General features: G+C 33.2%; 15 protein-coding genes, 1 tRNA gene and 1 pseudogene. 11 read left to right on the top strand and 6 right to left on the bottom strand.

What is annotated here, in order from left to right:
- From A9G47_RS01035 to A9G47_RS01025, 4 genes and pseudogenes are all read left to right on the top strand, one after another.
- Positions 1-361 (top strand): annotated as a pseudogene (locus A9G47_RS01035) (collagenase-like protease); the annotation flags it as partial.
- Positions 362-1,085: 724 nt separating this feature from the next.
- On the top strand, positions 1,086-1,253 hold the full coding sequence (locus A9G47_RS14755) for a phage/plasmid replication protein, II/X family (RefSeq protein WP_081301462.1): 168 nt from the start codon (positions 1,086-1,088) through the stop codon (positions 1,251-1,253).
- Positions 1,254-1,741: 488 nt separating this feature from the next.
- The gene (locus A9G47_RS01030; RefSeq protein ID WP_065567210.1) at positions 1,742-2,455 is read left to right on the top strand and encodes a helix-turn-helix domain-containing protein; all 714 of its coding nucleotides are present in this window, start codon (positions 1,742-1,744) and stop codon (positions 2,453-2,455) included.
- A 50-nt stretch (positions 2,456-2,505) separates the two neighbouring features.
- The gene (locus tag A9G47_RS01025) at positions 2,506-3,549 is read left to right on the top strand and encodes a YdgH/BhsA/McbA-like domain containing protein (RefSeq protein ID WP_065567211.1); all 1,044 of its coding nucleotides are present in this window, start codon (positions 2,506-2,508) and stop codon (positions 3,547-3,549) included.
- Positions 3,550-3,623: 74 nt separating this feature from the next.
- Here the strand turns inward: A9G47_RS01025 and hrpA are convergent, their stop codons facing one another.
- Positions 3,624-7,499, bottom strand: a complete 3,876-nt coding sequence (gene hrpA / locus A9G47_RS01020) for an ATP-dependent RNA helicase HrpA (protein ID WP_065641950.1) — start codon at positions 7,497-7,499, stop codon at positions 3,624-3,626.
- Between the two features lie 74 nt (positions 7,500-7,573).
- On the opposite strand from hrpA, the gene A9G47_RS01015 reads away from it, so the two are divergent.
- The 4 genes from A9G47_RS01015 to A9G47_RS01000 all read left to right on the top strand — a co-directional run bounded on the left by A9G47_RS01015 (position 7,574) and on the right by A9G47_RS01000 (position 13,483).
- Positions 7,574-7,993: an META domain-containing protein gene (locus A9G47_RS01015; RefSeq protein ID WP_065641949.1), complete on the top strand. Its 420-nt coding sequence runs from the start codon at positions 7,574-7,576 to the stop codon at positions 7,991-7,993.
- A gap of 346 nt (positions 7,994-8,339) precedes the next feature.
- The gene (gene pykF, locus A9G47_RS01010) at positions 8,340-9,752 is read left to right on the top strand and encodes a pyruvate kinase PykF (protein ID WP_065579392.1); all 1,413 of its coding nucleotides are present in this window, start codon (positions 8,340-8,342) and stop codon (positions 9,750-9,752) included.
- Between the two features lie 110 nt (positions 9,753-9,862).
- Positions 9,863-11,920 (top strand): polyphosphate kinase 1, encoded by a 2,058-nt coding sequence (gene ppk1, locus A9G47_RS01005; RefSeq protein WP_065567215.1) that lies wholly within the window; start codon positions 9,863-9,865, stop codon positions 11,918-11,920.
- 72 nt (positions 11,921-11,992) lie between these two features.
- Positions 11,993-13,483: a Ppx/GppA phosphatase family protein gene (locus A9G47_RS01000; RefSeq protein ID WP_081303482.1), complete on the top strand. Its 1,491-nt coding sequence runs from the start codon at positions 11,993-11,995 to the stop codon at positions 13,481-13,483.
- Between the two features lie 54 nt (positions 13,484-13,537).
- Here the strand turns inward: A9G47_RS01000 and A9G47_RS00995 are convergent, their stop codons facing one another.
- The 3 genes from A9G47_RS00995 to A9G47_RS00985 form a co-directional block, all read right to left on the bottom strand.
- Positions 13,538-14,998, bottom strand: a complete 1,461-nt coding sequence (locus A9G47_RS00995) for a DASS family sodium-coupled anion symporter (RefSeq protein WP_065641947.1) — start codon at positions 14,996-14,998, stop codon at positions 13,538-13,540.
- Between the two features lie 214 nt (positions 14,999-15,212).
- On the bottom strand, positions 15,213-16,130 hold the full coding sequence (locus tag A9G47_RS00990) for an FAD:protein FMN transferase (RefSeq protein WP_218056999.1): 918 nt from the start codon (positions 16,128-16,130) through the stop codon (positions 15,213-15,215).
- A 79-nt stretch (positions 16,131-16,209) separates the two neighbouring features.
- Positions 16,210-18,981, bottom strand: a complete 2,772-nt coding sequence (locus tag A9G47_RS00985; RefSeq protein WP_065641946.1) for a flavocytochrome c — start codon at positions 18,979-18,981, stop codon at positions 16,210-16,212.
- A gap of 531 nt (positions 18,982-19,512) precedes the next feature.
- Here A9G47_RS00985 and A9G47_RS00980 point away from each other — a divergent pair.
- Complete coding sequence (locus tag A9G47_RS00980; protein WP_065641945.1) at positions 19,513-20,562, top strand: dihydroorotate oxidase; 1,050 nt, start codon at positions 19,513-19,515, stop codon at positions 20,560-20,562.
- A 700-nt stretch (positions 20,563-21,262) separates the two neighbouring features.
- Here the strand turns inward: A9G47_RS00980 and A9G47_RS00975 are convergent.
- A tRNA-Asp gene (locus tag A9G47_RS00975) sits at positions 21,263-21,339 on the bottom strand.
- A gap of 111 nt (positions 21,340-21,450) precedes the next feature.
- A complete protein-coding gene (gene dnaQ, locus A9G47_RS00970) occupies positions 21,451-22,188 on the bottom strand; it encodes a DNA polymerase III subunit epsilon (protein WP_081297789.1) in 738 nt (245 codons plus the stop codon).
- Between the two features lie 237 nt (positions 22,189-22,425).
- On the opposite strand from dnaQ, the gene rnhA reads away from it, so the two are divergent.
- Both rnhA and gloB read left to right on the top strand, forming a co-directional pair.
- Positions 22,426-22,899, top strand: coding sequence for a ribonuclease HI (gene rnhA / locus A9G47_RS00965; protein WP_065566966.1), 474 nt, complete (start codon positions 22,426-22,428; stop codon positions 22,897-22,899).
- 73 nt (positions 22,900-22,972) lie between these two features.
- Entirely contained in the window at positions 22,973-23,701 is a 729-nt protein-coding gene (gene gloB, locus A9G47_RS00960; RefSeq protein ID WP_065641944.1) for a hydroxyacylglutathione hydrolase, read from the top strand.
- Positions 23,702-23,713: the final 12 nt, after the last annotated feature.

The raw sequence follows: 23,713 nt of genomic DNA, 5'->3' as shown, positions 1-23,713 counted from the left end.
AGAGACACACTTAAGTTACTTAGCCAATGTATATAACCATAAAGCTAAGGAATTTTATGCACAACATGGCGTAAAATTAATTGAAAGTGCGTATGAAGCACACGAAATAAAAGATGATGTCCCACTAATGATAACGAAACATTGTTTACGATTTGCGTTTAATTTATGTCCAAAACAAGCAAAAGGAATCCAAGGAGTAAAAACCAAAGTAACGCCAATGAAATTGATTCAAAACAATGAAGAATTATTATTAAAGTTCAATTGTAAAGCTTGTGAAATGCAAGTTTGGGGAAAAATCAAAAGCCACATCTTAAAAAAACCGTTACCTGGTAGTGATGTTATTTTTATGACAAAGAATTAAATTACTATAATAACAAAAATAACAAAAATAACAAAAAAATTTAGTTTTAAATTGATGAGAACAGATATAAAGCAGTAGTTTCAAAAAATAAAGTTAGTAATGCAAGCTGGAATTAATTCTATAATTACCTGTTTTGTAAACTAAGCTTATTCATTATCACTAAAGTGCCTATATGTGAAACTATACTTGGTTAATCAAATAGGCATTTGCCTATCAACACACTTTAATTAGCAACATAAAGCCTGTTTAAGTGACACCAAGCTTAATTGTAAATATCCGAAACAAAGGTGATGAGGTGGCAGAAAGTACGGTTGTAAATAAACACAATAAAAAACAGTCAGAAAACGCATTGATTTTATTTAACTTTTTTTAAACAACTTTGAAGGACAAAGTGCCCAGCATTAAAAAAGAAGAGCGACGATAAACGGCCAATTAAACAGCCGACAAGTTATAACATAATTGATTTTAATGGTCATTTATTCTTCATTCTTAATTCACAAATTGATTAATTTAATTTTTTGTTGGCGGGTTATGTTTTTTTATTTGAGGTCATGATTATGCTAGTTTCATCGTCTAGTTTTACGTACGTTTATCGTGGTACGCAAAATGCCATTATGCGTACCACGATAAAAATATCTATGAAACTTTAAGTCCTTTATCGTCCGTATCAGTTCTAATTATTAATTGCTACTTAACATCTTTTGATTGAGTATTTTGTCAATCAATTATTACTAGAACAGGAAAAATCTCATATTCAAAAGCTAATCGAATTTATACTTTTTATCGATTATTACTAAATGACGGTTATCAATTTGTTAAGAACTCTATGTCACAAAAAACTTTTTGGCTGTACGAAAAAGACTTGTTATTAATTGGTTTAAGTAAAATGTAATTATAAAACTTACAACAACAAAAAAATAACGTAATTCCGTTGCGCAGGGTTATTAATATTGATTTTAGTCATCAGTGTCCGAGCGGGTACGTAGAGCCGACATTATTTTACGATAATATAATTCACAACAACCTTATTTAACATAATATACATTATGCGAACCTAGATAAACGTACATAAAATTAGACAATGAAACCAGCATAATCTGACCTCAATTGAAAAAACACAACTCACTAGTAAAATATTAAATTAATCAATAAATTAACAAACATTAAAAATAAATAATCATTAAAATCAATACGTTAGAATAATGTATATTATGTTAAATAAGGTTGTTGTGAGTTGAAAGGTAAAGTTAATTGTAATTATCACCTATTATTAGAATATTTTTTAAATAATAAAATAATAATTAATGAACAATTGTTATTTTATTATAAAATATGATAACCTGCTCGTTTGATAAACTGTAATTATTCTATTTAGTCAATATGCAAAATATTTTTAAGACATTACGTTCAAACAGTTATTCTGTTCAATGTGAATTATGTAGCATAAGCTCTCTTTGTCTTCCCGCGTTACTTAACAATAATTTAGATAATGTATTAGAGCGTAAAATGTCTTATGCCAAAGATGAAATTATTGTTAAAGCAAATACACCATTTACTAAATTTTATATTATTCATTCTGGTGCATTAAAGACTTTTGTTACAACACCTGATAATCATCAGCAAATTAATGGCTTTTATTTACCTGGTGACATTGTTGGTTTAGATTCAATTTCAACAAAATTATATAACAACAATATCCAAGCGCTTTGCAATACACTTGTTTGCCAGCTTAATTATGATGAATTGATGTCACTGGTTGATCACCAAAAAGATATTAGAGAAATGGTACTTAATTTACTAAGTTCTGATATTTATAATTATCAAAAATTAGTACTTTGTTATTCTCAGAAAAAAGCCGATGAGCGATTAGCAACCTTTATATATTCACTTTATCAACGTTACAAACAAAGAGGTCATTCTTCATTAAATATTAAACTTATGATGAGCCGAGCTGATATTTCTAATTATTTGGGCTTAACAGTTGAAACCGTTAGTAGAAATTTATCAAAGCTTCAAGAGCAAAATATTTTATCAGTTAAAGGAAAACATTTATTTATTAAAGATTTAAATGCTTTGATGGATTTAGGCAAATAAATTTATTTATGTTAAAATAATCACAATAATTTATTGTAAGGTCTTAATATATGACAAGTTTAAAGAAAACATTTATTGCAGTAACTTTGGCCCTCACCCCTATTTCTTCATTTGCTGCCCAACAGTTAACTGAACAGCAGGCTAAAGATCTGCAGTCGTTTAAAAGCATAACTATCCGAGGGGCATTTTATACTGATAATGATTATGTTTTAGCTATGTCAAAAGCGGCAGATAAAGAAGGTGCGGCTTCTTTCTTTATAACAACAACCAATATCAGCCCATCTAATGATACTTTACGTATTGTTTACGCTAAGTTATATAAAGCAGATGCTGCTAAAGCTGAAGAAAAAGCCGAAAATTTACGTAAATTCGAAGGCGTATATGAATATCCAAAATCTAAAGCAATCCGTTTAGAGCCTTTCAATATTGTACGAATTCGTGGATATTTTCCTAGTGAATATGATATAAACCAAGCAATTGCCAAAGAAGCCTCAGCAAAAGGTGCTTATGCCTATTATATCGATTCACGTAGCGAGCTTGGTAGCAATCTACAAATTGCTGCTTATTTGTTTAAGAAAGATGCACCAGAACGTAAACTTCAACCTGAAGACGCAATTCCATATGATTCTGAGGCTGGCCAACTCGCTCTTGCACAAGGCGGAGATGCGGCTATGCAAGTTGAAAAACCGGGATATTATTCTCCTTCAGCTTTTAATGAAAAATTTTATGCTGATAAATTTAATAATAAAGTAAAAGTTATTCGTGAACCAGTAAATAATACAAAAACATCTACAGTAAACAGCACATCTACATCTGAGGTTACAGCAGTGACGACGGAGCCTCAACGCATAAATCGTTACACTGTAACGTTATCAGATGGGCGGAAAATTCAAGAATTAAATGATGCAACAGCGGCTAAAATGGTTGCCTTTGATACAATCAAATTTAGAGGCTACTATGTGACTGATCAGGAAATTTCTTATCAAGCAGGTAAACGCGCTATTGATGCTGGTGCCAAATATTATCATATCTCTCGAGTAGCCCATGACTCTAATGGGCCGAACATCACTGTTTTTGTTGATCTTTATCGATAACTTATACCAATAAATGGGCGCATTTCACTGCGCCCTACTTTTCTATCAAACAAAATTACTTAGCCAACTAACCACTATAATTCAGATTTGACTTTATCGATTTGTTGCTCAATACGTTTTGCGGAAATTGGATACGGAGTACCAAGTTGCTGAGCAAATAGATTCACTCTTAGCTCTTCAATCATCCAACGGATATTTATTACTTCTTCTTGCGATTTTGAATTTTCTGGCAAACTATTCACCCACGTTACATATTGCTTTTCAACCGATTCTATGATGTTCAGCGATTGCTTATCTTTGGTAAAATTTACCATTAGTTTTTCAATTCTTTTTTCAATTGCGGATAAATAACGATTAATATCTGGTAGCCGTTTATAACCTGATTTTGCAACAAACCCTTTATAAACAAGGTGATCAAGTTGTTTTTTGATATCAGATAAAGAAAAGGCTAATGATAAATCGATGCGACCTTTTAGTTTTTTATTGATGTTATTATATAAAACCAAAATGGACTCAACCTGTTTTGCAATATCAACCACAGTTTCATTAATATTGCCTTTGGTATAATTTAACAATGACTGATAATTATCTCGATTTTGAATGATCTGATTATTTTTTTCAATCAAATAGTCAACAGCACAAGCAATGCAATCGTCAATTAAACTAAGCACAGTGCCAAAAGCATTAAAATATAAGCTTAATTTAGATTTATTCGGCAATTTTTCATGTAAATATTTAATTGGTGATGGTATGTTAAGTATAAGTAGACGTCTTAATCCTAGTTTAGTTAGTCTTTGTTGCTCATATTGATTATCGATTAATTTAATGCTTACTGAATTTTGGTTATCAATGATTGCAGGGTAAGCTTTAATAGTGTAATTTTTATGAGTTTCTTCATACACACTTGGTAACAAATCAAAAGTCCAATCAGTTAAATCATTCTGTTCAATTTGAACTGTCTTTTGGGTTGTTAACGACGATAATGCCTGTTGAATTTCGTTTTTAAGCTGTTCTTTTAGCAAAATTAGATCTTTACTTGAAGCAATTTCTTTGTTGTTATTATCAACAATGCTAAAAGTTATTTTCAAATAGTCGGGGATTTGATCTAGTTGCCAATCTTCAGTGGTAATTTTTACTCCTGTCATTTTGTGAAATTCAGTTTCTAAACTTTCTAACAAAGATTGGTCTGTCGAAATAGCTCTACGTAAAAACGCATCAGCATAGTTCGGCGCCGGAACAAGATTTCGGCGCAATGATTTTGGTAATGATTTAATGAGTGCAATGATTAAATCTTTTCGGAAACCAGGTACTTGCCAATCAAACCCTTTATTTTTGATCTGATTTAATAAATTAAGAGGTATCTTAATTGTGACACCGTCACGATTATGCCCTATATCGAATTGGTAACTGAGTGCTAATTTTAGATTGCCTTGGTGCCAAAAATCAGGAAAATCATTTAAATTAACTAATTCTGCCGACTGTTTGATCAACATCTTTTTCTCAACACTAAGAAAATCAGGATCAGATTTTTGTTTTTGTTTCCACCAAGTATCAAAGTGTTTAGATGAAATAACGGATTTATCAATTCGTTTATCATAAAAATCAAAAAGTTCATCATCATCGATTAAAATATTTTGTCGGCGAGACTTATGTTCAAGATCTTCAACTTCGCTGATTAATTTTTGGTTCTTTTTATAAAACTGATGACGAGTAAACCAGTCTCCCTCAACTAAAGCATGACGAATAAATAAAGAGCGACTTAACACAGGATCGATTTTACTATAATTTACTATTCGGCTAGCAACAATAGGCAAGCCAAACAAAGTCACTTTTTCATTTGCTATAGTCGTTCCCTGTTTTTTTGACCATCTCGGCTCGTTATAACTGTATTTCACCAAATGTTTAGCTATAGGCTCAATCCACTCGGCTTCAATTTTTGCTACTACCCTTCCCCATAGTCGGCTGGTTTCTACCAGTTCACTAGCAATACACCATTTTGGCTGATTTTTGAAAAGAGCCGAATTAGGAAAAATGGCAAATTTAATATTACGCGCCCCAATATACTCATGCTTTTCAAGTTCTTTCATTCCAACATGAGATAGTAAACCACTTAGTAACGATATATGTAATGAACGATAATCTGCTGTATTGCTATTAATTGGAAACGCTAATTGTTTTATCGTTTGCCTAATTTGTGTATAGACATCTTGCCACTCTCGAATACGGAGATAATTTAAAAACTCTTTTTGACATAATCGCCTAAATTGGTTACCAGATAATATATTTTGTTGCCCTTTAATATAATTCCATAAATTAATCAAAGAAATAAAATCAGAATCCTTGTCAACAAAACGACGATGTTTTTCATCTGAGGCTTGTTGCTTATCAAAAGGTCTTTCTCTTGGATCTTGAATTGACAAAGCCGCAGTAATTATCATTATTTCTTTAGTACAGCCTAATCGCTTTGCTTCAAACAACATTCTGGCCAACCTTGGATCGATAGGAAGCTGAGCTAAAGTTTTCCCTATTTCGGTTAAATGATATCGATTATGTTTGGTATCAATTGCGCCAAGCTCTTCTAATAAACGAATGCCATCACGAATATATTTTGAATCGGGTGCTTCAACAAAAGGAAACGCTGCAATATCGCCTAAACCGAGTGAAGTCATTTGCAATATAACTGAAGCTAAATTGGTGCGTAAAATTTCAGGATCGGTAAATTCGGGGCGAGATAAGAAATCGTGCTCATCATATAAACGAATACAGATACCATCTGAGGTTCGCCCACATCGGCCTTTTCGTTGGTTAGCTGATGCTTGAGATATTGGCTCAATTGGCAATCGCTGAACTTTAGTACGATAGCTATAACGACTAATTCTAGCTAAACCAGGATCGATAACATATTTTATTCCTGGTACTGTTAACGATGTTTCCGCCACATTGGTAGCAAGAACGATTCTCCTTTTTGTGTGGGGCTGAAAAATACGATTTTGTTCTGCTGTAGATAGTCTTGCATATAATGGCAAAATATCAGTATGGCGAAGATCTAATTTATTAAGCGTATCAGCAAGATCTCGTATTTCTCTTTCACCTGTTAAAAAAACTAATATATCACCTGCGCTTTCGGTCGATAGCTCATCAATTGCATCAATAATGGGTTGAAAATCATTATTTTTATCGCTATAGCTCTCATTTTCATTTAATGCCAGAGGACGATATCTTACTTCAACAGGAAAAGTACGGCCCGATACTTCAATAATCGGCGCTTGATTAAAATGTTTAGAAAAACGTTCTACATCAATAGTTGCTGATGTTATTATGACTTTCAAATCAGGACGTTTAGGTAATAGCTGTTTCAAATATCCTAAAATAAAATCAATGTTTAAGCTGCGTTCGTGCGCTTCATCAATAATAATAGTATCATATTGCAATAAAAGTCTATCTTTTTGAATTTCTGCAAGTAATATACCATCGGTCATTAATTTAATCAGAGTAGTTTCACTAACGTGATCAGAAAATCTCACTTTGAAGCCAACTAATTGTCCGATTTCTGTCTTCAACTCTTCGGCTATACGATTAGCCACAGAACGTGCAGCTAAACGCCGTGGTTGAGTATGACCTATAAACCCTTTTACTCCTAACCCCAATTCTAAGCAGATCTTAGGTATCTGGGTGGTTTTTCCCGAGCCTGTTTCGCCAGCAATAATAACGACTTGATGATGCTTAATTGCATCATAAATTGCTTGTTTTTTTTCAACAACAGGTAAATTAGCTGGAAAATTAATTTTTTTTGGTAACAACGCTACTCTAGCTTGATAATGTAAAATAGCACTTTGTATATTGGCATCTATATCAGCTATAGTTTGACTTTTTTGGGCTAGTTTAATAATTTTGTGCTTATCTAAAAAAGTCATTGAATCAAGATTTTTTAGTTGTTTTTGCGTTAACATAGAGACCAAATATTTTATTTAAAGTAAAAATTAACTTCAATTATAGCAAATTTAACCTATTAGTAGGAGTTCAAATGAAAAAAACGTTATTGCTAATTTCACTATTTTCTTCTTCTTTACTTATGTATGGTTGTAATGAAGCAAAGAAAATACAAGATACCGATCTTATGCATCACCGTTTTGTGCTCACTAAAGCAAATGGCCAAGATATCTCTTTAGATGATCAAGCTGACATTATATTTGGTGAAAAGATGACTATAACAGGCAAAATGTGTAATCAGTTTTCTAGCCAGGTTACTTTGGATAGCGATAACATTAAAGGTTCAGGTGTTATAATGACTAAAATGCTTTGTAATGACGAACAATTAAACCAATTAGACTATATCATTGAACAGTTAATAGTTAATGGTGCAAAGATCGATTTAACCAATAATCAATTAATCTTAAAAAATGAAAAAAATGAGCTGATTTACCAACTTAAAGATTTAATGTAATTCAAACATTTTATTGGCTAGATACTATGGCTAAAATACCTCTCTCTAATGGCTATAATTAGTTTGTTTTATAAGCAAAAGTATGTATGATATAAAAAACTTTATTTAAAATACTGTTAAGAATATAATAAGGCTAATTTTTAAAGGATTTAACTTATTGATGAAATTATCATACTCTTCAGATATTTTATGTGACTTTTGTAGCTGTTTAAAGCTACAAAAAGTACTTTTAGCCTATCTTACCAATGCCTTGTCATTGGTTTTTTTTTGCATAACGTTGATTTATCGAATTTTTAAATTAAAACATTAACATTAACATTAAATACATTACTAAGTAGATACTATTATGAAAAAGACAAAAATTGTTTGTACTATCGGACCAAAATCTGAATCAAAAGAAATGTTAGCAAAACTATTAAACGCAGGAATGAATGTTATGCGTTTAAACTTTTCTCATGGTGATTATGAGGAACATGGTAACCGTATTAAAAATTTACGAGAAGTAATGCAGGAAACTGGTTTAAAAGCAGCAATTATGTTAGATACCAAAGGACCAGAGATCCGCACTATTAAATTAGAAGGCGGTAATGATGTATCACTTGTTGCAGGCCAAACTTTCACTTTTACAACCGATAAAAGTGTTATTGGAAATGCCGAACGAGTTGCCGTGACCTATGATGGCTTTGCGCATGATCTTAAGCCTGGTAATCGTGTACTTGTTGATGACGGTTTGATTGCTATGGATGTTAAAGAAATCAAAGGCAATGAAGTTATCTGTACGGTTTTAAACAATGGTGATCTTGGTGAAAATAAAGGTATTAATTTACCCGGCGTCTCAATTAAGTTACCAGCCCTTGCAGAAAAAGATAAAAACGACCTGATTTTTGGTTGTGAGCAAGGCGTTGACTTTATTGCTGCATCATTTATTCGTAAACGTTCGGATGTCGAAGATATTCGCGCACACTTAAAAGCCCATGGTGGCGAAGATATTAAGATCATCTCAAAAATCGAAAACCAAGAAGGTTTAGATAATTTTGATGAGATTCTTGAAGCTTCCGATGGTATTATGGTGGCTCGTGGCGATCTAGGTGTGGAAATTGCTGTTGAAGAAGTTATTTTTGCTCAAAAAATGATGATCAAAAAATGTAATAAAGCATCTAAACCTGTTATTACAGCAACACAGATGCTTGATTCAATGATTAAAAATCCTCGCCCTACTCGTGCTGAAGCTGGCGATGTGGCTAATGCAATTATTGATGGTACGGATGCTGTTATGCTTTCTGGTGAAAGTGCTAAAGGTAAATACCCTTTAGAAACAGTCAATGTCATGGCAACTATTTGTAAACGCACTGATGGCACAATTCCAGCGTCATTAGAATTAACATCAAAAGAAGAAAAATTACGTATAACAGCAGCTGTTTGCTGTGGCGCTGTAGAAATCGCTGAGCGTCTAAATGCCCCACTTATTGTTGTTGCAACCCGTAGTGGTAAATCAGCTCGAGAAGTTCGCCATTATTTCCCAAAAGCGCGCATTTTAGCATTATCATCTAGCCAAAAAACAGTTAATCAATTAGCTGTCACCAAAGGTGTAGAGCCTATTTTAATTGATTCAATCAACTCAACTGATGATTTTTATCGCTTAGGCAAAGAGATGGCGGTAAAAGTATGCGGTTTACAACAAGGTGATATTATCGTTATGGTTTCAGGCGCTTTAGTTCCAAGCGGCACCACTAATACAACTTCTGTTCATCGTATTTAAAAATTAAATTTTAATCTTATATAAAATAAAAAAGCTAGCTACCTGCTAGCTTTTTTTTTTACTTAAGCTATTCTGTACAAGATATTATTAATTGAGTTTGAAAAACTAAAATGATTGAAGAAAAAGTATATTTACCTAAAGAACTCAGTTGGTTGTCTTTTAATCAACGTGTTTTACAAGAGGCGGCAGATAAAAGTAATCCACTTATTGAACGTGTGCGTTTTTTAGGCATATACTCAAGTAACCTTGATGAATTTTATAAAGTACAGTTTGCTAACCTAAAAAAATATGTGCTTATTGAACAAGAACAAGCACATTCTTTGCCTAATGCTAAGAATTTATTGCGTCAAGTAAATCAAAAAGTTATCCAATTGGAATTACAATTTGATCAGCTCTACAATGAATTATTATTAGAAATGGCTAGAAACCAAATCTTTTTGATTAACGAACGACAACTTTCCGCCTACCAAGAAAATTGGATCAAAAATTATTATAAACAAAATCTTAGGCAGTACATAACCCCTATTTTGCTTGATAGCCATACAGAGCTTATTCAATTTTTAAAAGATGATCATGCTTATTTGGCTGTAGAAATTATTTGTGAAGATAATATCAGTTATGCATTACTGGAACTACCAACAGATAAGGTTTCTCGTTTTGTATTATTGCCATCTGAAGTGTCCACTAAAAATAAATCCATTATCTTTTTAGACAACATACTTCGATATTGCTTAACGGATATTTTTAAAATATTTTTTGATGCTAAAGAATTAAATGCTTATTCAATTAATATCAATAGGGATGCAGAATACGAATTAAACACCGAATTAGATAGTTTACTTGAGCTTATGTCTCAAGGTTTAAAACAACGTTTAACGGCACAGCCTGTACGCTTTACTTATCAAAAAGATATGCCAAAAGCATTATTTGAATTGTTAATTAATAAATTACGATTAACTGAACAAGAGGCGATGCCTGGCGGTCGCTATCCTAATTTTAAAGATCTGGTCAAGTTTCCTGATTTTGGGCAGAAGAAGCTATTAAATAAAAAAATTTCAAGTCTAAGTTACAATCGATTTAAACAATTTCGTAATGCTTTTGATACAATAAAAGATCGCGATGTTTTACTTTATTATCCTTACTATTCTTTTGGGCATGTTCTTGAAATTATGCGCCAAGCCTCATTTGATCCTTCTGTTACGCATATTCGTATGAACATATATCGAGTAGCTAAAGACTCTCGTTTTATTCATACTGCGATTAATGCTGCTAATAATGGTAAAAAAGTTACTGTAGTGGTTGAGTTACAGGCAAGATTTGATGAAGAAGCAAATATAAAATGGGCAAAACGGCTAATTAGTAGCGGAATTAAAGTCATCTATTCACAACCAAAACTTAAGATCCATGCCAAGTTATTTTTAATTGATCGTAAAGAAGATGATGGAATTGTTCGTTATGCTCATATTGGTTCTGGTAATTTTAATGAAAGAACGGCGGCCATTTATACCGATTTTTCACTATTAACTGCAGATCCAGCCATTACCGATGAAGTTAGAAAAGTATTTAATTTTATTGAAAACCCGTTCAAACCTGTATCATTCAACCATTTGCTTGTTTCACCGCAAAATACACGATTACGATTTTATGAGTTTATCGAACGGGAAATAAATAATGCAAAAGTGGGGAAACCCGCGGGCATTTATTTAAAGTTAAATGCAATAACAGATCAAGATATGATAGATCAACTATATCGCGCATCATGTGCTGGAGTAAAAATTAGAATGGTAGTAAGAGGAACCTGCGTATTGGTACCGCAAATTCCTAACTTAAGTGAAAATATCACGGTCACCAGTATTGTTGATCAGTTTTTGGAGCATGCTCGTGTCTATATTTTTGAAAATGATGGAAGAAAAGATACATATATTTCTTCCGCAGACTGGATGCCTCGTAATCTCGATAACCGTATTGAAGTGGGTGTAAAAATTTTCGATCCAATAATAAAATCAACTATTCATAATATTTTTGATATACAGTGCAATGATAACGTAAAAGCTCGCATTATTGATAAAGATGCCACCAACAATTATGTGCAAAGAGGCAATAAGAAAAAAACCAGAGCCCAATATGCCATTTATGATTATTTGAAACGGTTAGAATCATTTGAATAATGAATTGAGGATTTTAAAGTGAACAAATTCAATGAATATGCCGTAGTTGATCTTGGTTCAAACAGCTTTTATATGGTTATAGTCCGTATCATTGATGGCGCGATGCAAATTATTTATAAAAATAAAAAAAACATTCATCTTGCAACGGGGCTTAATGCTAATAATCAGCTCAATGAATCAAGCATTATACGAGGAGTGCAGTGCCTTGAATTATTTGCTGAACGATTAAAAGGATTTCCAGCTGAACATGTTCGTGTTATAGCGACACATACTTTGCGTGTTGCCAAAAATAAGCATCAATTTTTGATGGCTGCAGCCAAAGTATTTCCTTTTCCTATTGAAATTATTTCAGGTCAAGAAGAGGCTCGCCTTATTTATTTAGGTGCCATGACGACAGAATCAACATCGTCAACTGATACCAAATTTGTAGTAGATATCGGTGGTGGATCGACTGAAATTGCAATAGGAAAAGGAAATGATTTAAAACCATTGCTTGTAGCTAGCCGTCCCATGGGGTGTGTAACTTATGCTAAGCAATTCTTTCATGATCAAAAAATCGATTTTGATTCATTTCAACGAGCAAGGCTTGCCGCCGAACAACAAATTGAAAGTATGATTCATATTATTAAAAAGCAGAAAATCACTGTAGCATTTGGATCATCGGGAACGATTAAAGCTATTTATCGTATTTTATTAGACATTGGTGTCTGTGATGGAATTATTACGCCTAAAAGGCTAAATGATTTAATTCGTTATATTTTGGAATTTAAATCTTGCCAAGATATTAACTACCCTTCACTTTCTAATGAAAGAAAAAGCATATTTGTTAGTGGGCTGGCAATATTTTGTGGTATTTTTTATGCCCTAGGCTTAGAGGCTTTACGCTTTAGTCCGTGTGCATTACGTGAAGGCGTGCTTTATGAACTCATTGATGGTCCTAATTTTCGAGATATTAGACAAAATACAGCTCAATTACTTTCCGATCATTACAACGTTGATCAACGCCATGCAAAACAAGTGGTTAAAACTGCAAAATTTTTATTTTCTCAATGGCAACAACAAACACAAATCGTTATTCCACCTAATTTAGAATCTATATTGTATTGGGCTGCGCAATTGCATGAAGTTGGGTTAAAAATCAACTTTACTTCGATTCATAAACATTCGAGTTATATTTTAAAGAATAGTAATTTGCCGGGGTTTAATGAAGAACAACAATTACTTTTAGCAACGCTTGTTCGTTATCATCGCAAATCAATTAATATTGATGAAATCCCTTATTTCAGTTTGTTTGAATACAAGCATATAATATCAGCCATGCAAATGCTTAGATTATCTATTCTAATAAATAATCAGCGAAATACCGATCTAAACCTTGATGCATTTAAATTAAAATTATCAAAAAATAGCCCCACCCAAATAACGTTAGAAGTTAATCAAGATTTTGTCGAAAAGAATAAATTAATCTTATTGGATTTAGAACAAGAACAAAAATATTGGAAACCGATTGATGATTGGCAATTATCAATTAAAATTTGTCGCTATAAAATTAACTCCGTATAAAAATACCGCCAGTCAATGTGGCGGTATATAATCTTTAGTGTATATAATTAGTTATTAGCTAAGACCGATTATTTTCCACCATAAAATACCCACAGTAAATAAGATAGCCAGATTTATAATGCTACAAATAAACCCGACTTTCCACCAAGTTTTTACAGGAACAAAACCTTCAGCAAATAATAGCGGATTTCTTGCATTGGCAAATTGTGTAATTGAACCAAAATAGTTAGTACAAATAACTAAAGCAAAAATTGCAATAAATGTGGGTACGCCAAGAGCAATAGCTATCGATAAGAAAACTGGAAATAAAGCGGCGATATGCGCATTACCACTGGCAAAAAGATAGTGCAAATAAACATACGCAACACATAAAACAATCAGTACTAATAACCAGCTACTTTCACCTAAATAACCTTGCACAGCACTACCTATTGTATCACCTAACCATTTTGTCACACCAAGTTTATTGACTTGCCCTGCTATCATCAATAATGCCGCAAACCAAATTAATGTATCCCAAGCTGCTTTTTCACTTTTGATGTCATCCCAACTTAATACACCGGTTAAAAGCAAAATAGTCAAACCAATAAAGGCAGTTGTTGTTGAATCAATATTGAAGTTTTTACCAAAAATCCAAAGTGCTAATAATAGAATAACTGTTCCACCCATAATGATTTCTTTAACGGTGATAGATCCCATTTTTTTCAATTCTTCAGCAGCTAATTTAGGTGCTTCTGGTGTCTTTTTTAGCTCTGGGTTAGTTAAAAAGTAGATAACTAAAGGAATAATAATAAATGAAACTAAGCATGGAACAATAGCTACAATAAACCATTGTCCCCAGCCTAATGTGATATCTAGTGATTTTGTCACTAACTTAGCAGCTAATAAATTTCCAGTAAACGCCGTTAAGAACATTGCCGAGGTAATGTCATTGATATGGCTAATAGTTAACATTAAAAATGTACCAATACGGTTTCTTGATTCATCCTTAGGGCTAGAATTAAAATTGATAGCTAATGCTTCAGCTATTGGGTAAATAACCCCACCAGCACGTGCAGTTGTACTTGGAATCGCTGGCGCTAAGGCCATATCAGTGACAGCTAAACCATAGGCAAGTCCCAATGTATTTTTACCTAAGATCTTCACAAGATAATAGGCAATACGTTTACTTAAACCCGTTTTAATAAAGCCGCGAGCAATCATAAAAGCAATAACAATTAACCAAATTAACCCACTATTTAATTCGCTTAATGATACCTCTATAGCGTTTTTAGCACTTTCAGCTCCCGTTGGTCTCAATACTGCAAATACCGTAATGGCTAATAAGCCGATTGCACCAATTGGCATAATTTCAGCAACAATACACGCAATTGTTGCAATAAAGATAATGCTTGTTTGCCAACCTTCTTGACTGATGCCTTGAGGAGGAGATATAAACAACCAAAGTATTGCTGAAATTGCCGCAATAATTATAAATGGCAGCCATTTTACTGGCGGTTTTTTTACTACGTTCATAGTATTTCCCTTTTTAATTTAAATATAATTTTATTACACCGATGTAAATCTTTCTTTTTTAACCTTACAAACTTATCCAGAAAAAACTTCAATAAAATCAATGGGTTTTCTGAATGTTTTTTATCAACACAAAACTGCTATTAAATTAAAACAGTAAAAACAAAGATCTAATATAATCGTTATTTTTATCATTTTTTAATGCTAAGCCTGTTGATTAATCGGTGATTATTTTGTACTGAGTGTCAATTAGTTGAAAAACAAAATTATCTGGGTTTATTAATGCTATTGTTTTATTTTTTAACAAAAATATAGCTGATAAGTTTTGATGCTTTTGTAAATATTTTCTGCTGTTATCAAGTCCCCATCCATAAAATACCGTTGAGTAAATATCACCTTCTAATGAAGAGTTGGATATTACTGTCACACTGTCTAGTTCATTATCTAATGGATAACCTGTCTTGGGATCTAATATGTGATGATAAAGATGATTGTTTTGTATAAAAAAACGTTCATAAATCCCCGATGTTACAACAGACTTATTTTTAACTTTAATAACTCCTGATAACTTATCATCAGTTGCAAATGGTTTTTTTAGCCCCACATGCCAATAGCTGTTTTCATTGGTTAAAGGGCTACCTAAAGTTAATACGTTACCACCTAAATTAATAATACCTTGATAAACTTGATATTTATGTAAAATTAATTTGGCAACATCGGCAATATACCCCTTAGCAATTGCACCTAAATCAATTTCCATGCCGAATTTTTTCAAAAAAACAGAACGATTATTTGTATCTAGCTCAATATTATTAGGATCTGTTAACAATAACCGCTGTTTAATCAATTTTGCTGGTGGAACTTGTTGCCCGTTGAAACCAATTTTCCAAAGTTTAACTAAAGGACCAATGGCAAAATTAAAGCAGCTATTGAAATGCAAACTGACTTTTTGTGCTTGTTCAATCAAAGAAAATACCGAGCTACTCACAGTAACAGGGTGACTGCCCGCAGCTAAATTGATTGACATAACTTCTGATATTAACCTATTTACAGTCAACTTATCTTCAAGCAATTTAATGCTGTCAAAAACGGCCTGTGCAACGGTGTCATTAGGCTCTATAAGCGTTAATGACACCGTTGTTCCCATTAAAGTTTGAGTATATTTATAACTCGACCTTAACATACTAAACAAGACCCAAATCGCTACAACTCAATTAACTTTTTATATAATGGGCAGCTTTTTTACCTGCTTGCATACCGAAAATAATGATATCTGCAACCGCATTACCACCTATTCGGTTTGCTCCATGTATTCCCCCCACAACTTCGCCTGCGGCAAAAACACCTTGAATGACATTTTTATTAGCATCTAAAACTTGTGTTTGAGTATTGATAGTCACACCGCCCATAGTATGGTGAACACCAGGGGCAATTTTTATTGCATAAAAAGGTGCTTTTTCTATAGGATGACGTATGCCCGTTGTTCGGCCAAAGTCCTGATCGTGCTTAGTAATGGCAAACTGATTATAGCGCGCTACTGTGTTAGCTAATGTGCGACTATCAATTGATAACTCTTGTGCTAATTCTTCAAGAGTATTTGCTTGAGTGACCAGCTGATTTGAGACATATTCTTCCACCGATTTATTTTCATCACGAACTTGTTGATCAAATAAGATATAAGCATAATGTTCAGGTAAATGAATAATTTCTGCTGATACTTTATCTCGGGTATCAAGCTCATTAACAAATCGTTGGCCTTTTTGCGATACGAGTATCGCCCCACCACCTCGAATAGATTCAGAAATCAAGTAAGAAGATGTTTGTTCTACTGTTGGATGAATTTGGATTTCACCCATATCAACAGTTCCAGCCCCAAGTTTTTCCAATATCATAATGCCAGAACCCGTTGCACCTTTATGATTGGTGGTAACAAAACCTTTAAGATCAGGGCGATATTTTTCAACCATGGCAGTATTAGCACTAAATCCACCTGTTGCGATAATAACGGCCTTAGTTTTTATCACGCGAGTTGAGCCATCTTCTTCGGAAATTTTAACGCCAATGACTTTATTGTTCTCCGTGACAATTTCAGTAACCGCAGTATCTAACATAACTTCAATACCACGCTTATTGATATTTTTAACTAGACCACTAATTAAAAAACCACCAACTGCCGCCCCGCTTTCTGGGCGATGGGTTCGATCGATGCTCATTCCCCCTGTGGTTGTAATACCACTTAATTCAATATCATTATTATCTAACCAATCGATAGCCTCTGGTGCATTTTCAACAAAGTATCGTAATAAGTCAGGATTATTTTTATTTTTTCCACCTGCCATAGTTTCTTTATAAAAAAGCTCTTTACTATCGACAATGCCTTTGAGTTTTTGGAATTTAGTTTCCGCAGCATTCATACCTGCCGAAGCTTTATTAGTATTACCACCAATCACCGGCATTTGCTCAACAATAACAACCTTTGCCCCATGATCATGTGCTTGAATAGCTGAGGCAAGCCCCGCGCCACCACTACCAACAACGACAACATCAAAAGAAAGATCATCAGGATCCCCCCCTTCGGCAATAATTGCGTCTTTGTTAGATTTTGCCATTGCTTTAGTTACAGCTTTCTTAAATGCTTCACATTGTGTTGTTGCTCCAGAGATAGCATCAACATGTGGACTATTTGAATCAATAATTCTATGTTTAATTTCAGTAAAATTATTTAAAACTTCACTATCAAAATTTTGCGCATTAACTAATTGTATATCTTTTATAAAATCCTTACCTAACTCAACGTTAATCAAAAATTCATAAGATTCATCATTAACTTTCTCTTGATACTGACCTGGTTTGAACTTTTTCACATCAAGGTTAGCATCACGAATCAAACTTTCAACAAGGGAAAAATGCCATAAAGGCTCAGGAATATTAAGCTCTTCCCGTTTATCACTATTGATAAATAGTTCTAACCTTTCCCCTTTTTTAATGCGACTAACCCAATCAGGATAAGCAATACAAGCACGACCAACAGCAACTAAATCATAGCCATTTTTAAAAGCTGCATCGATATCACTTTGATTAACAATATTACCGACGCCCACAACAGGAATTTTAGCTAATTGCTCAGATCGCATTGCAACATATTTATTGATTAGTGGTGTTGTATCTTCGGTATCAACGATCGAAGGTCTTAAAATCGACCCCATTGAGAAATGAACATAATCAAGCCCTTTTGCAGCCAGTTTTTCAAGCAAATACATGGTATCATCAAAACGAATACCAGGGACTTCTAGCTCTTCGGGGGAAAACCGATATCCAACAATAAACTCAGGAGTTGCATATTGTTGAATCATATTATGTGTGATATCTAAAATCGCAAGCGGGAATCGAGTACGATTATCACGATTCCCCCCCCATTTATCATTACGTTGGTTTGAATTAGGTGAGTAGAATTGTTGAATTAAATAAGTATTTGCGCCATGAATTTCTACACCATCAAAACCAGCCTGAATAGCACGACGCACAGCTTGGCCAAACTTGTCAATCATTTCATCTACTTCTTCAGCCGTTAATTCAACTGGAGTTGGAGCATTCGGGCGTGGAGCAGCAATAGCACTCGGGCCTACTGGTGATTGGCCACCAATTAACTTTGGCTCAACCATTCGTCCACCATGATAAACTTGAATAATAGCTTTAGAACCTTGCTCTTTGATAACTTTAGCTATTTTTGCTAATCCCTCAATTTTATCATCACTATCTAAGCCAATTGCGCCAGGAAAAGCTAATCCTTTATTATCAACAAAGCCACATTCGACTATCACTGTGCCAATATCACCAGCTCTTACTCGGTAGTATTCAATCAAATCATGCGTAACAGAACCATCATAAAAACCTGAACAGGTTGTCATCGGCGCCATCATGATGCGATTTTTTAATTCTACCCCATTTGGTAACGTTAACGACTTAAATGTAAGTTGATTTGTCATTTGATATACCTAATTATTTTATTTGAATTCATTATTAGCAATTATGATAGCATCCCAAACAACAATTCTCTATGTAAATTCAGTCTATCAATACATTAAGTATCAATTTTTCGACAGTATTTTTTACATATTTATTAATGAATTAGGCATGCATCGTTTTTAGAATCAACAAAATTACTTCGTTTTCATATAAAAAATCATTAAATTTAATGTATCCAAGTAGAAAAAATCTAAAAAAAAACACTGTAACCATTTCATTTAGTTACATATTTCCTATTATTTTTATGTTGAACTTTAATTTTGTTTAGATAGAATGTCTTGAAACCAACACAAAGAGAATATCGTATATGTTTATAACACCGATTGAGCTTTTAACATTGCAACCGACTTTTAATTCTCTTTCTGCCCTGTTTTTTAATCCTCCTTCATGGAGGATTTTTTTTGTTGCAAAAATCTTTTCTTTTTATTCTTGTTATAAATTAAAAGCCAAAATCAATTTTACTTTAAGAAAGCGCATGATCAGGAGATAGCATGAAATCTTTAACACCTTTTTATAATCCAAGTATAAGCTATGAAGATAATTATGCTCAAGGACCCTTTGGGCTTTTTGCACAATTAGATAAATCACAACAGATTCCAACAAAACCCTCAACGTTCTTAAATATTGATGTCAATTTACCATTCGGTATGCCAGCAGGCCCATTATTAAATGCCAATTATATCAAAGCAGCGTTTGCTTATGGATTTGATTTATGTGTGTATAAAACAGTTCGAACTAAGTTTCATAAATGTCATCCATTACCTAATGTCTTGTCTGTTCATCCTAAAGGTAAACTATCGTGCAACTTAGATACAGTATTAGCAGATACTAATTATAATCAACCTCTATCAATTACCAACTCATTTGGTGTGCCTTCATTTTCACCCGACATTTGGCAACCCGATATGGCTGATGCGGTACAATCGGCGGGTCATGGGCAATGTGTAATCGGTAGTTTCCAAGGCACACAAGGGCATGGAGAAATAGAAAAAGATTATGCTCTAGCGGCAAAATTAGTGCATGAAACTAATGCACCTATTCTTGAAGCAAATTTAAGTTGCCCGAACGAAGGGGCAAGCAAGCTACTATGTTTTGATGTAGATAAAGTTGAACGAATTGTAAATGCGATAAAAACAGCAGTGCCTGATCGCCCTCTTATTTTAAAACTGGCCTATTTTCCTGATAATGAAAGAATTATTTCTTTATTAACTCGTGTGGGTACTATTATTGATGGTTTAAGCACCATCAATACGTTATCGGCAAAACCCGTTGATGCGAATGGTCACCCCGCCTTAGGCGAAAACAGAAAAGAAGGCGGAATCTGTGGTGATGCCATTCGTTGGGCCGGTTTAGATATGGTGAAACGTTTAGCCAAATATCGCAAAGAGATGGATCTAAAATTTGCTATTATTGGTGTAGGCGGCGTTAGCACTAGCGAGCATTATCGTCAATTTATAGACAATGGTGCTGATGCAGTTATGAGCGCAACAGGTGCTATGTGGAACCCATTGCTAGCAATAGAGATCAAAAAAAGTCTTTAATGTCAGCAAATCATAGCCTATAAAGGTTACAGTGTAACTTACTGCTGTAACCTTGTTTTCATAATTCGTATTAAATTGATAATATAAGATGATATATAGAATATATAACAATAAAGATGCCTAAATAACTAGTTACCATTTTTAACAAAATAAACGATAAATGGCTGTACAGGATTTTGACACCATTTACTCTTTAACTAAAAAACAGTATATCAATAATATTGCTTATCTATTACTGATTGATCATTTTTTAAAGCAAAAATAATAATCGCTAATGAAATAGACAATCACTTTGAAGAAAAAAGACTATCCTTATCCTCATAAATTAGAGATTTTGAATATATTCAGAAAATATTAATTGTAGAAAATCATTTCACATAACAAGAGGTGCAGCTTAGATTCTAGACATTGGTTAACATATCGCTTACTTAGATAACCAAGTTTGCTTAAAAAAGTTTAAATAAAATTTAGCAAATTATATATGGGCTGGGCAATGATTTTATACTAACACTCACATCCACCTGAAATTTTTGACGGAAATAACACGGATTTTTTATTTCTCAATATAATTGGATGAAAGCTAACTTTAAAAATTAGAAAAAACAATAAGCATGGCAACTTTTGACAAAAATTATTAGCATATGCGTAGAGGCCATTAGACTATATGGAAAATTTGATTAGTATAACTACTACATGTAATTGGCGGAACGGACGGGGCTCGAACCCGCGACCCCCTGCGTGACAGGCAGGTATTCTAACCAACTGAACTACCGCTCCGCTTTTTAGTCACTTAGATGAAGAACATCTAAAGTAGGCGCAATATTAAAGATTATTTTTAGTCTCGTCAATAAAAAATTTTAAATTGAAATTTAATTGAATACAAAACAATCATTGCAACGAATTCCATAATGCACCGCCACATTTTTTATCAATTTTCTTCAAAACTGCCTCATGTTCAAAAAGCTCATCTTCTGTTGCTTTAATGACTTTTAAAGGAACCCCATTACGCTCTACTCTTTTTATTGCATTAGGTTCAGATGAAGATAAATTATTGTCTTCTGAACTAAAAGATAACGTCGTTTGTCCCCCTGTCATAGCTAAATAAACTTCAGCTAGAATTTCGGCATCTAATAAAGCACCATGCAACGTTCGATGAGAATTATCGATCTGATAGCGTTCACATAATACATCTAGGTTGTTACGTTTACCTGGAAATAGGCGCCTTGCCATAGACAGGGTATCAGTAACAAGACAATGATCAGCAGTTTTAAAATCTAGCCCACAAAGACGAAATTCATAATCCATAAAGCCTACATCAAACGAGGCATTGTGAATGACTAATTCGGCACCATCAATAAATTTAATAAAATCGTGGGCAATATTTTTAAAAATAGGTTTATCTTTAACAAATTCATCACTTATACCGTGGACTTTAAAAGCATCCTGATCAATCAAACGTTCTGGGTTAATATAAACATGGAAATGATTACCCGTTAATCGGCGATTTATGACTTCAACGGCACCTATTTCAATAATCTTATGACCTTCATAATGATTATTACCCTCTTGATTCATACCTGTTGTTTCTGTATCTAATACGATTTGGCGTGTAGGATTATGTATCACTTTCTTCTCTTTTATATCAGTAATTGGGGAAAAACGTTTTTAATGGTATAGTCTAACACCAAAACCCTTTAATGTTGATACCTGATACCTATAGATGAAATAAGGTCAAATGGTTAAATTGGTGGGGGGAAATCAACAAACAAAATAAAGCCCAATTATTGCATGCTTTCAATTGGAATAAAAAATTTAACTAAAACAACAAACTTGATCAACAATATTGAGAAAAGAAATCAGAACATGCTAAAAAAGATAGAAATATATACAGATGGTTCTTGCCTTGGTAATCCAGGTCCTGGTGGTTATGCGGCTATTTTAAAATATAAAGAAACTGAAAAAATATTATCAGAAGGTTTTTTTAAAACAACGAATAATCGCATGGAATTATTAGCTGCGATTGTTGCTTTAGAAAAATTAAAACATCCCTGTCAAATTGAACTATATTCTGATAGCCAATATTTGCGTAATGGGATTATCAATTGGGTAAATGGCTGGAAAAAAAATGGCTGGAAAACAGCCAACAAAAAACCCGTAAAGAATGTCGACTTATGGAAAAGGCTTGATGAATTAGTGCAACCTCATAAAATTGAGTGGATTTGGGTCAAAGGTCATGCAGGGCATATTGAAAATGAACGTTGTGACATTATAGCTAAAACACAAGCTCAATCCCCTACTTTACAAGATATGATATTTGAACAATCTGTAGATAATTAACTTATAAAATAGTGTTATTCAACAAATATAAATTAACTTGCTTTAGAAAAATAACTAATGGTATAAACGTAATATGTATCAATTACATAGTATTAAATCCTTAAAAGACAATTATATTTGGATTCTAACTAATCCTAATAATCAAGCTGTGATTATAGATCCTGGCGAAGCTGAACCTGTGATTAATTATATTAATAAACATCAATTATTACCCCTTGGAATTTTAATTACTCATCACCATATCGATCACACTGGGGGGGTATATGAATTAAAAAATCAATATCAAAATATTGAAATCTACGGCCCTAGCGAAATTGATTTACCAATTAATTATCTTGTTAATCAAAATAGCGTTTGTATTGGTGATTTTAATTTTACTGTCATTGCTGTACCAGGGCATACTCTTGGTCATTTAGTGTATTACTGTAAGCCTTTTTTGTTTTCTGGAGATACTTTATTTTCAGCGGGTTGCGGTAGAGTTTTTGAAGGGACTTATCAGCAAATGTTAGATTCGTTAAATCATTTAAAAAAACTACCTAACGATACTTTAGTTTGTGCAGGGCATGAATATACTCTATCCAATTTAGCATTTGCCTCTCAAATGCTACCCGATGATGAAAACATCAAAAGCTACTTAAATTCGATCTCAAAACAATCGCAAACATTACCGTCTATTTTGTCTAAAGAAAAACAAATTAATTTATTTTTGCGATGCCATGAAAAGCAATTGCAAAATAAATTCAATTTTAACAATGAATTAGATTTGTTTGTTTTTTTTAGGAGCCAAAAAGACATTTTTTAGGTATAATACCGA

Origin of the sequence: Gilliamella sp. WF3-4 (assembly GCF_001690275.1) — a bacterium.
GTDB lineage: Bacteria > Pseudomonadota > Gammaproteobacteria > Enterobacterales > Orbaceae > Gilliamella > Gilliamella apicola_C.
This window is presented reverse-complemented; position numbering and strand designations above follow the sequence as displayed.